The following is an 11295-nucleotide window of genomic DNA, read 5'->3' on the forward strand; positions in this document are numbered from 1 at the left end:
CAAAACTAACTAAACCGTCTCGAAATGAGAATTTCTATACTTGCTGCACTTTTTTTATTCCTTTCTTGTTCTGAAAATCCACAAACTGAAGTAGAACAATGGGAGGCTCAAGCTGAAAAAATTACGATTATCCGGGACGATTTTGGAGTGCCCCACATTTACGGAAAAACAGATGCAGATGCTGTTTTTGGATTATTGTACGCACAATGCGAGGATGATTTTAACCGCGTGGAACGAAATTATATTTGGGCTACAGGGCGTTTAGCGGAAGTTGAAGGTGAAGATGCTCTGTACAGCGATTTGCGAGCAAAACTTTTTATGACCGAAGAAGAAGCTAAGGCCAATTACGAAAAAAGTCCCGATTGGTTAAAAGAACTATGCGACGCCTTTGCCGATGGGATTAATTATTATTTACACACACATCCAGAGGTGAAACCTAAACTTTTGGACCGTTTTGAGCCTTGGATGCCGATGTATTTTAGTGAAGGCTCCATTGGCGGGGACATTGAACGGATTTCCTCTCAAAAAATCAAAAGCTTTTATGAGAGTGGCATGGAGATTCCAGAAATGGAAGCGCTTCAACTCAAAAAAGAAGCCGAAATGGCCGAACCACAAGGTTCTAATGGAATTGCCATTTCAGGGGATTTAACGCAATCGGGGAATGCGATGCTTTTAATAAATCCACACACTTCATTTTATTTTAGAGGAGAGGTGCACGTGGTAAGCGAAGAAGGTTTGAACGCTTATGGTGCAGTGACTTGGGGACAGTTTTTTGTGTATCAAGGTTTTAACGAAAAAACAGGTTGGATGCATACTTCAACCTATACCGATGTCATGGATGAGTTCAAAGAGACGATTGTTAAGAATGATGGAAAGTTGTTTTATCAATTTGGTGAAGAATTACGCCCAGTGGATTCCAGCGAAGTAACCTTGAAATATAAAGAAGGAGAAAGTTTACGCGAAAAGACATTCCCAATGTACCGAACGCATCATGGGCCCATTACCCACCAGGTAGGGGACCAATGGACGGCCTCCGCTATGATGTGGGAGCCCGTAAAAGCATTGGAGCAATCCTATATCCGAACCAAGCAAGATGGCTATGATGGTTTTAGAAAAATGATGGATATTCGAACCAATTCCTCCAACAATACCGTTTACGCTGATGCGGGAGGTAACATTGCCTATTTCCACGGCAATTTTGTTCCAAAAAGAGATACTATTTTTGATTATACCAAACCTGTTGATGGAAGTAATCCTAACACCGATTGGCAAGGTTTGCACACCGTTGATGAAAATATCTTAGTGCTGAACCCAGAAAATGGTTGGATACAAAATTGTAACTCTACGCCATATACCTCTGCTTTGGAGTATAGTCCAAAGCGGGAAGATTTTCCAAAATATATGTCGAGGGATCAGGAAAACTTTAGGGGCATTCATGCTATTTCATTATTGACCGGTAATAACGGTTACACATTGGACAGCTTAATTGAAATGGCCCACGACCCATACTTGCCCGCCTTTGAGGCCTTGATACCAGGGTTGGTAAAAGCGTATGATTTGAATCCGACGCCTGAATTAAAGGAAGCTGTTGATATTTTTAGGAATTGGAATTTTACCACTTCCAAGGAATCCATTGCTATGACTTTGGCCCATTATTACGGAACGCTTTGTTATTCCAAAGCGGAAAGGCCGGAGGGAATGTACTCCATGCAATGGGTAGAATATTGGGGTGATGAATGGGACGATCAGAAAAAATTAAGCTTTTTAAAAGAAACATTGGATAGATTGGAAACTGATTTCGGTACTTGGAAAATGCCTTGGGGCGAGGTCAACCGTTACCAACGTTTAAACGGTGACATCCGCCAAGCTTTTGATGATGCCAAACCAAGTATTCCAATCGGTTTTGCCAGTGGAACTTGGGGAGCGTTGGCTGCCTACGGAGCTCGTTACGATAATAATACCAAAAAGATTTATGGTACAAGGGGCAACAGCTTTGTAGCTGCAGTGGAATTTGGAGAAAAAGTAAAAGCGAAAACGATGTTGGCCGGAGGTCAGAGTGGTGACCCGGAATCACCCCATTTTAATGATCAAGCGCAGCGCTATGCTGATAAGAAATTCAAAGATGCTGCCTTTTACAAAGAAGATGTGTTGAAACGTGCAAAGGTAACTTACTCGCCAGGTGAGAAGTATTGAAAATAGCCTAGTTGCTTTTTTCTATGCCGCTATCCTCTTCTTTTATAATAATTAGGCTGGCCTTGGATCCAGTGGAAAGGTTCCATCGGTTGTTGTGTATAACTACCCCTTTATCGTCGGTAACAACTACTTGTGCAGTGTTTGGCCCAGAGGAACCTTGGTTGAGCGCTTCAAACTCTATTCGGTTGAAACCTTTGACCAAATCCAGATTGATGCCTTTAAAAGACCCACCGAGCAAAAGATTATATTCAGCGACTTCCCCGTTTACGTATATTTTTATTCTGTCACCATCTACAAATTCATGATCCCTTGCTACAATACCCACAAATTTGGCGGTAGTTTTAAAATCGCCTAAATATTGGTCTCCAAAATGCTCTTTGGCGCCTTTTTCTTTTTTTTCAATCACTTTGGGATCTATGACCATATCATGTCCGGCTTGTAAAAGTTCTCTGTCTGGAAGCATTTTAACGCCAGGTTTTTCATTTTTCGAAGTGAGGTCTTCATCTAAAATTGATGGCATACGAAGTAAAGTACCTTGGTTGCTTGCTTTTACATCGAGCTTATTGTTGTCCCCTATTTTTAAAGGTCGTGTTGTGGGCAGGTCCGACGATTGCGCGAATGTCATAGCCATTCCAAAAATTATTCCCAGTAAGGTAAAAACCAGTCTTTTCATAACAAGAGTAAGGAAGTATCTTGTTATAAAATTAGCAAATACCTTGCCATCAACATGATAAATTGTAGTTAAATCGTTAATCGGCAGGCTTTTTTTTGGCTTTACCTTTTAAACCAAAAAGTGGATGCAATATGCGGATTCTTAAAATTATCAGGTCATAAATGAGCCAACTAATGCCAAATGTCCCCACGATTAATATCATTGCCTTTGGAAAAAGTCCCCAATCCAAATCCTTCAAATAGTAGGCAATACCTACGGTAATGGTCTGGTGAAGGATGTAGAAGGGATAAACTGCCCTGTTTGCATAGGAAAGTCTTTTACTTGGTTTGTTGAGGTATTGGGAAGCATAAGCGAAGAGTACTAAAATCCACGACCAAATGTTGACCACTTTTAACAGTGCTTCGCTAAAGTGGATTACATAACCGTCTTCAAAAAACAACCAAATAATTACTTGACCTATAAATCCGATCACTCCTAAAACCAGCGCTTTTTTCTTTATTCTGGCCAATGCCTGCCAAAACGCATCTCCCGTAGCAATCAATACAAAACCATAAAAGAAGAGAATTATGCTGAAAATAAAATTGAACCAATCATCTACCAAAGCGTGGGTGATATCGAAAAAGGGTTCGATCAGCGATTCTACAAAATACAGCGGAATCACAAATAGATATATGCCCCAAGTTTTTTGGACTATCCCTTTTACCCAGTCAATAAAGCGGGTATTTTGTTTGCGCAAATAAACAAACATTGGAGCCTGAATCCATGAAAAAACTAAGAGGTAGGGTAAAAACCAAAGGTGGTGCCAACTTAAATTTCCTTCGGGGTAAACTCCATCAAAAGCAATTGTTGTAAAATATTCCCAGTAAGAACCTGAGAATGTACCCTCGACCAATCTTTCAAAATATACTTGTGGAGGTACGATTAAAATCATGCCAACAACTAAAGGTATGCCTAAACGGAGAAAACGTTCCCAAACAAATTTGCCCATACTTCTTTTTCCCAAAGCATAATAGGTGCCCATGCCAGATATTACAAAAAGTATGGGCAAGCGCCATTGGTTCAGGAACAGCATAGGCCATCGGAGCCAATCATAAATTTCGTTGTTTTTTACATGCCATCCCCATGGCACAAAGAACATCCCTACGTGGTAAAGTATAAGTAGCCCAAATACAATAACCCTTAACCAATCCAAATCGTAACGTCTTATTGTAGTTTTCATCTTAAGAATTTTTCCTAAAGGTGATCAGAGCCAATGAAAAGGAGTTGTTTTTGGGCTAGCGAAACGTCCTGAATTGCAATTATGGAGAAATTACCCCCTTTTTTGCTTCATAAATGCGGAAGGGGATTGCCCTGTATGTTTTTTAAATGCATTGTAAAACGCAGATTTGGATTTGAATCCAACGGATTGTCCAACAGCTTCCACGGTGAGATGCTTGTATTCATCATCCATCAACCTTTTCTGTGCCAATGCAATTCGTTTTTGGTTGATATAGTCGTTGAAATTGTTTCCAGTTTTGGAGTTGATCAATTTAGAGACTGTATTACCATTGGTATTCAGTTTTTCTGCCACGTTTTTCAGCGATACATCTTGATGGGAATAGTATTTTGATTCCGTCACAAAGTTATCTATGGTATCAAATTCGATGGAATTGCTGGCTAACGTTTCATATTTATCTGCAATCCATGATTTTTCAAAAAATCGAGATTCCGAAAGGATAAAAAAGGAGGTGATAAAAATAGTCACAGTCTGTATGATTCCAATAATATGGTCTCCTCCGTCATCCTCATAATTCATATAAATAAGAAACAGGCTTAGCAACAGTACCAAAAAAACAACGACTGTGTTTCTGGAAAAAACATACTTGTCCATTTTTACGTTTTTAGGAGGAATCCATCCTTTTTTTCTGGTTTTTATCACTAATAAAAGGGACAAAACAAGATAAAAAGCGAAACTGAACAGTACCAGCCATCTAAACTGATTTTTAATGAGGTGATAGGAGTAATTCATGTTTCCAGGAACGTCCACAAAACCCAACTCTCTGTGGTAAGCACCTAAATAGGCATTGAGTTTCACCTCGATAGGACTTGAATAATAGTTCGTTTGGGAAACAGCATACAGTATAGGCAATACAAAATGTGGCCAATGTTTTTTGAAGGTGATGGGTTTTCGTTCCAATAAAGTGTACAGAAAAAAGTAAAGGGTAGGAGTAATCAAAAGCACGAAGAACTCCGTGGAATCGTTTAAGTGGATCATGTATTTGATGAGCCCGGTGTAACAGAGGTACACATCCAAAAAAACCAAACATTGCACCAAAAGGGACCAACCGAACAAATTGATGGCCGACTTTAGTTTCGCCCTTAAAAAAATAACAATGGCCAAGAAAAATCCTTGAACAATGCCCAAGAGCATAATATGCGATGCAAGATCGTGCCTAATGGAGATTTGATCAAATATGACCTTTACATTATCCATGTTTTCTGGGTATGTTGTATCTTGAAGTCAAAGTAATATCGAAAAATACCATTCTTTTTTTAATCAACCCATCATCAAAATGAAAAAGAGACAGTTCTTACGCTATATGGGCAATGCAGCCATGGCAGCCCCACTTTTTCCAATAACCTTTGAGAACATTCCTGTTGACGAATTCCCTTATCCCGATAAAGACAGTGAAGCTTTTTGGGCCCGTATAAGAGAAGATTATCGATTGAAACCTGATTACATCAACTTGGAAAGTGGTTATTACAATATTGTACCCACCCCGGTTCTAAACAAATACACCGAACATATTAAAGAAGTGAACTACCAGGGGTCTTATTATATGCGTACCGTGCAATGGGATAACAAGAAAGAAGTGGCAGCCCGTATGGCAGCATTTGTTAATTGTTCCGATAAGGAATTGATCATAACCCGTAACACCACTGAATCCTTGGATATGATTATAGGAGGGTATCCATGGAAGAAAGGGGACGAAGCGATTTTTGCGGTTCAAGATTATGGTGCAATGCAGGTTCATTTTCACCAAATGGAAAAACGCTACGGTATTGTTTGTAAAAAAATATCCTTGCCCAATCACCCTGAATCGGACGAGGAAATTGTTTCCCTTTACGAGTCCCAAATTACACCGAAGACCAAGTTGTTGATGATTTGCCATATGGTAAACGTTACCGGTCATATTCTACCAGTCAGAAAAATTTGTGACATGGCACATTCACACGGTGTTGAGGTAATGGTGGACGGTGCACATTGTGTGGGGCATATAAATGTTGATTTGGCGGAGCTGGACTGCGATTATTATGGCGCGAGTTTGCACAAGTGGTTATGTGCCCCTTTAGGGGCAGGCGTACTATATGTTGCCGAAAAAAATATTCCCAAAATTTGGCCTTTGTTGGCGGAGCACGAAGATGATGAAACCAAAATACGGAGGTTGAACCACACGGGAACCCATCCCGTGCACACGGATTTGACCATACATGATTCTTTGGATTATTTGGAAATGATCGGGATGGAACGCAAGGAAAATCGAATGCGATATCTACAACGATATTGGAGCGACCAATTACGAAATGTAGAAAATGTGGTGATCAATACTCCGATTGAGTCACATAGGAGTTGTGGAATTGCCAACGTTGGCCTTGTGAACATGAAACCTGCCGAAATGGCCAAAACATTGTTGGATGAGTTCCAAGTTTGGACGGTGGCCATAGATTTTGAAAATGTCCATGGATGTAGGATCACACCAAATGTATTTACCACTACGGATGAGTTGGACCACTTTGTGGATGCCATAAAGACCATGGCAAAACGAACTTAGTTGTCTATATAATCACGAAGCTTTTCAGGTCCTTCCAATAAAACCCGTACAATCTGAAGGGTACCATCAGGTTTGGTGTCTATATACCATTTGATGAGGGAGATTTTTCCGTTTTCAATCTCAATACCTGTTATACTTCGTGGATGAACACAACTCCCATCGTTAAAAAATGGAATTTGGCCGGGTTCGGGAAAACGAGGTCTATGGGTGTGCCCTGTTAAGGTAATGAGCAGCTTTTTTTTAAGAATCCACCGTTTAATACGTTTTTCAATACGGATTAGTTCTTTATAGTTTTTGGCTGGACTAGTGGGGTCTGCAATACCCACTACTTGGAGCGGTTTCCATAAAACCCGTACTAAAAATCGGCCAATACGCCAACACACATAATTCCACCAATCTGCTTGGTGGCCATGTACACAGAAAATTTCTTGGCCAGTATCTGCATGCTTTAGAATAAGTGCTTCGTGATAGGTGATGCCTTCAAAAAGTTGTTTGTCCGATCCATCAATAGGTTCAAAATAATGGGAAAGATTTTTGTTCACATACTGCGGATCTTGATATACCATATCGTGATTTCCCCAAAGCATATGGAGCCGTTTCTCCAAATGGAACCTTCTCAGTAGTTGGTACACATTTTTATGCGCCTCAAAAATAGCGTCAAAACTTAGGTTTTCCCACAGTTCGTCCCCGTCTCCAAGTTCAATATACTGGAAACCCTCACGGTAATATTGGTTGAGTGCATGAAAGTAAATGTTTCGATTGTTGGCAAAGTCGTCTGCAAAACTGTTGTCACCCCTATGGCAATCACTAAAAAAAATAAATTTTGAATGATCATCAAACAAAACGGTTTTGGCGTTTTGGTAGGCTCTGTCTAACCGGTTTGAAGAGGACATGTATATTTTTTTGCTAAATATCTTTAAAAATGGTGATTTGTCCATAAATATATCTAGAAAAGGACGCACATATTTACTTTTTGTAACTTTACTTTCTAAACCTCGACTAACTGGGTATGAAGCACGACTACCATTCGGAAAGCCCTTTGGTTCAATTAGTAAGTTTCAATAAATTATTGGAGCATTATGATGAACAACTCACGGACTCCAATCCACAAATTGCTGAGCGGGCAAAATATGTGTTGGATACACAGGCCCCTTATCCAGAATTAAGGGAAGGTATTTCCGATTTGTCCTTACTGCACAAACACAGGGATGTAATTGGTGTCATACTGGAAGATTCATTTGCTCCCATTTTGACAAAGAACGAGATTAAAACCGCATCTACGCCTTTTGAAAATCTGGTCTTCAATTCATCTGAACGTTTTCGTCAAATCTTAAAGGATGCTGGAGATGATTTTGACCTGGAAATAACCAATATACCCCGCGAATATGGGTATATTATGAGGTGTACGGTAATACTTAAGTTTTATTACGGATACAATCTGGATTTTAAGCGCCCTTTCTTTTACGATATTCCGGATACGAATGGTGTAATGCGTAGGTACCGTATTCTATATAATGCGGATTTTATGGAAATCATCCCCACAGTTAAGGCCAAGGAAATTACCCAAACGGATGTGGACGAACTGTTGGACAATTTTTACAATTTAGACCTTTGGAAAGAGAAGATTCCTCCAAATAGTTTTGTCGCCAAAGGCTTTGTTATATCCAATATGTTCGATGTAACGGCAGAGCATTCCGTTTCGGAAATAAAATCATCCTTGATTGGCAGAACCCAAAGAGGCAAGGAGTCATTCATGGAGAATTTTGAGGATACGTTTAGGTCATTCTTCAATCTAAACGGGATAAAGGTGGGGTTTGCTGGATATGATTCAGGAACAAACCACTTTTTTAAGATATATGGCAAAGGTATGGACAGCTATATTCTTAACGGAAAGGAAAAAGAGGAATGCGACTCTACATTTTGCACATATTCTCATGGAAAACTATTTAAGGAAAACATGTATTTCGCCATTTCCAATGTGGAGAAATACTACGAAAAGACCGAGGGGAAGGTTCAGCCCTATAAAAACTTGATGGATCAAGGTATTAAGAGTGCCATTTTAGCCCCAATTTCCGTAAATGGAGAATTATTGGGGGTACTCGAGCTGGTATCCGGAAAAACCAATGAGCTCAATAGTGTCAACGCAAATAAGTTGGATGATGTAATGCCATATATTATCGCTGCGGTAATGAGAACCATTGAGGAAGAAGAAAATCTAATAGATGCTGTTATACAACATGAGTGTACCTCGGTGCATCCATCCGTATATTGGAAGTTTCAAGAAGAGGCGAAAAGATTTATGGCGGACGAATTAGCCGGAAACGAACCCGTCTTTAAAGAAATCGTTTTCAAGGATGTGTATCCGTTATATGGCCAAATAGATATAAAAGATTCTGCAAAACAGCGTAACCTGGCCATTCAGAGGGATTTAATGATCCAGCTTTCCGAAATCAATGATGTACTGCAGATTGCATTTGAAAAATACAAGCTCCCAATATATGAGGAGTTGATGTTTAGAGTGAACAATTATTTAAATGAGGTCAAAGAAGCGCTGTACACACACACCGAACAGGCAGTTTTTGATTTTGTAAAAGAAGAGGTGGATCCCGTATTCAATCATTTTCAAAAAGAAGATACAGAGATAGCGGCCCTATTGGATACGTATAACCAGAAAATCGATAAGGTCACAGAAAGCTATTACGATCATCGCAGGAATTACGATAACAGTGTAATGGAAGCGAACATGAAACTGGCAGCCCTATTGGATAAAAAACAGGAAGAGGCACAGAACATGTTTCCACACTATTTTGAACGCTATAAAACCGATGGGGTGGAACATAATATATATATAGGAAGTTCTATTGCAAACGGTAGAGAATTCAGCGAACTATTTTTGAGCAATCTAAGATTATGGCAGCTCCAGACCATGTGCGAAATGGAGAATAAATATTACGCTTTAAAACCTTATTTGCCAGTTAAATTGGATGTGGCATCTTTGGTTTTGGTATACAGCACCTCTTTGGCAATTCGTTTTAGAATGGATGAAAAACGTTTTGATGTTGATGGCACATATAACGCCAGATATGAGGTTATTAAAAAACGAATAGATAAATCCTATATCAAGGGGACCAACGAACGCCTTACACAAAAAGGGAAGCTTGCAATTGTATATTCACAACGTAAGGATGAAAAAGAGTACCTAAGGTATATTGGTTTTTTAAAAGCCAAAGGTTATTTCACCAACAATATTGAAATTGTGGAACTGGAAGGGGTTCAGGGAATATCAGGATTAAAAGCCATTCGAGTTGAGATTTTATATCAAAAAGATAAAAAATCCGAGCGTACCTATACCTATGATGATTTAATGGCAGAATTAAACGCGTGATTTAAAAAACCAACCTTTCTGGGCCAAAAAACCTAAAGGCAATGCCAAAAGCAATTACCGATATTATTATACCGAACATAAAAATATTATAGGTAACTCGAAGAATCTTATATTTTCTATTTAGTACAATACCTAAGTAGTAAAGGTCTTTTGTCAGGGACGAGTATACATAATCCTTGTCTTTAGTCAGTTCCTGTAGAGCCCATTCATATTCTTCGAGCTTCATTTTATGGAAATTCCCAAAAAACAAAAGGTTCACCCGCTTTTTTTCTACATCCTCCTTGGTAAACTTACCACTTGTAATATTTGGTCTTGTAGCTAAAACAGACAGTACCATGGAAATAACACTAAATAATATTAATATAAACGTGGGATAGATCATATAGGTGTTGGAAGGATTATCCAGTTTAGTGAGCAAATTGGCCAGTACCAACGAAATAATAATGGCATTTACGGATAACAAAATATTTGCTTTGGTATCGGCAATATCACTGAGTTTAAGGTGGTTCCTCAAAGTAACCCTATATAAAGTCTGTACACTTCTGTCAGGGCTTTCACTTTTGTATTTTGCTTTGAGAGCTTCTTTTTTTGCGATTTTTTTCTCTTCTTTCTTTTCTCTGAGCAGTTGGTTTAAATTTTTAAGTTTCCCAACTTCCCAGTTCTCCTTAGCATAATCGGTATAAAAAGTGTGTTTGCGGAACATTTTAATATTTTTTTCCCGCCATTGTTTGGGTGTATAATCGGCAATCCCCAATTCTCTGAGTTCATCTCTTAAAAAGTCAGTTGTTTCCCAATAACTTTTCTGGGCAAAATGAGAGATATCCGCATCTCGAATTATCTCTTCCATTAAATTGGAAGGTTCGTGGCACATCTTTGTTGCAAGAATCAAGGTGCACACCTTTTCAATCCCTTTTGGGTCGTAATCGTTTTTTTTGAGAAAATCGGAGGCTATTTTACAACCTATTTCTTCGTGGTCCGTCATTCCTTCTATATGGCCAACATCGTGGAACCAAGCGGCAAGCAGTATTCTTTCTTTTTCTGTCTCGCTCAGCTTACAATAATTGAGCAATTCTTTAGTACTTTTAACCACCCGTTGAGTATGTCGCAAGTTGTGGTATAAGAACCTGGAGTCAAGCTTCTCAGTTAACAACTCAGAAACAAAGTGTTTAGTTTTAGAAACAATTTCCGACATATCTCTTAATTAAGATATCCAAATTACAAAATTTTGGAAT

The 11295-nt window shown here is 39.1% G+C and carries 8 protein-coding genes; 3 read left to right on the top strand and 5 right to left on the bottom strand.

The window, feature by feature from the left end:
• Positions 1–24 precede the first annotated feature (24 nt).
• On the top strand, positions 25–2193 hold the full coding sequence (locus MWU56_RS12730) for an acylase (protein ID WP_247044916.1): 2169 nt from the start codon (positions 25–27) through the stop codon (positions 2191–2193).
• A 7-nt stretch (positions 2194–2200) separates the two neighbouring features.
• Here MWU56_RS12730 and MWU56_RS12735 read toward each other — a convergent pair whose 3' ends face one another.
• From MWU56_RS12735 to MWU56_RS12745, 3 genes are all read right to left on the bottom strand, one after another.
• Positions 2201–2824 carry a hypothetical protein gene (locus tag MWU56_RS12735; protein WP_247044917.1) on the bottom strand — a complete coding sequence of 208 codons (624 nt, stop codon included), beginning with the start codon at positions 2822–2824 and terminating at the stop codon, positions 2201–2203.
• A 118-nt stretch (positions 2825–2942) separates the two neighbouring features.
• Positions 2943–4085, bottom strand: coding sequence for an acyltransferase family protein (locus MWU56_RS12740; protein WP_247044918.1), 1143 nt, complete (start codon positions 4083–4085; stop codon positions 2943–2945).
• A 90-nt stretch (positions 4086–4175) separates the two neighbouring features.
• Positions 4176–5339 (bottom strand): helix-turn-helix domain-containing protein, encoded by a 1164-nt coding sequence (locus tag MWU56_RS12745; protein WP_247044920.1) that lies wholly within the window; start codon positions 5337–5339, stop codon positions 4176–4178.
• 79 nt (positions 5340–5418) lie between these two features.
• Between MWU56_RS12745 and MWU56_RS12750 the strand changes: the two genes are divergently transcribed.
• Positions 5419–6678: an aminotransferase class V-fold PLP-dependent enzyme gene (locus MWU56_RS12750; protein WP_247044921.1), complete on the top strand. Its 1260-nt coding sequence runs from the start codon at positions 5419–5421 to the stop codon at positions 6676–6678.
• Here the strand turns inward: MWU56_RS12750 and MWU56_RS12755 are convergent.
• Positions 6675–7571, bottom strand: coding sequence for a metallophosphoesterase (locus MWU56_RS12755; RefSeq protein WP_247044922.1), 897 nt, complete (start codon positions 7569–7571; stop codon positions 6675–6677). The genes MWU56_RS12750 and MWU56_RS12755 overlap by 4 nt on opposite strands.
• Before the next feature lie 116 nt (positions 7572–7687).
• Here MWU56_RS12755 and MWU56_RS12760 point away from each other — a divergent pair, with 116 nt between their 5' ends.
• Entirely contained in the window at positions 7688–10063 is a 2376-nt protein-coding gene (locus tag MWU56_RS12760) for a GAF domain-containing protein (RefSeq protein WP_247044923.1), read from the top strand.
• A 1-nt stretch (position 10064) separates the two neighbouring features.
• Here MWU56_RS12760 and MWU56_RS12765 read toward each other — a convergent pair whose 3' ends face one another.
• Positions 10065–11255, bottom strand: coding sequence for a Pycsar system effector family protein (locus MWU56_RS12765; protein ID WP_247044925.1), 1191 nt, complete (start codon positions 11253–11255; stop codon positions 10065–10067).
• Positions 11256–11295: the final 40 nt, after the last annotated feature.

Source organism: Allomuricauda sp. F6463D, assembly GCF_023015965.1.
In the GTDB taxonomy this organism is placed as follows: Bacteria; Bacteroidota; Bacteroidia; order Flavobacteriales; family Flavobacteriaceae; genus Flagellimonas.

What these genes read in the sequence shown, in the direction of transcription:
- MWU56_RS12730 (WP_247044916.1), top strand. Translation starts at nt 25, where the DNA reads ATGAGAATTTCTATACTTGCTGCACTTTTTTTATTCCTTTCTTGTTCT.
- MWU56_RS12735 (WP_247044917.1), bottom strand. Translation starts at nt 2,824, where the DNA reads ATGGCTATGACATTCGCGCAATCGTCGGACCTGCCCACAACACGACCT.
- MWU56_RS12740 (WP_247044918.1), bottom strand. Translation starts at nt 4,085, where the DNA reads ATGAAAACTACAATAAGACGTTACGATTTGGATTGGTTAAGGGTTATT.
- MWU56_RS12745 (WP_247044920.1), bottom strand. Translation starts at nt 5,339, where the DNA reads ATGGATAATGTAAAGGTCATATTTGATCAAATCTCCATTAGGCACGAT.
- MWU56_RS12750 (WP_247044921.1), top strand. Translation starts at nt 5,419, where the DNA reads ATGAAAAAGAGACAGTTCTTACGCTATATGGGCAATGCAGCCATGGCA.
- MWU56_RS12755 (WP_247044922.1), bottom strand. Translation starts at nt 7,571, where the DNA reads ATGTCCTCTTCAAACCGGTTAGACAGAGCCTACCAAAACGCCAAAACC.
- MWU56_RS12760 (WP_247044923.1), top strand. Translation starts at nt 7,688, where the DNA reads ATGAAGCACGACTACCATTCGGAAAGCCCTTTGGTTCAATTAGTAAGT.
- MWU56_RS12765 (WP_247044925.1), bottom strand. Translation starts at nt 11,255, where the DNA reads ATGTCGGAAATTGTTTCTAAAACTAAACACTTTGTTTCTGAGTTGTTA.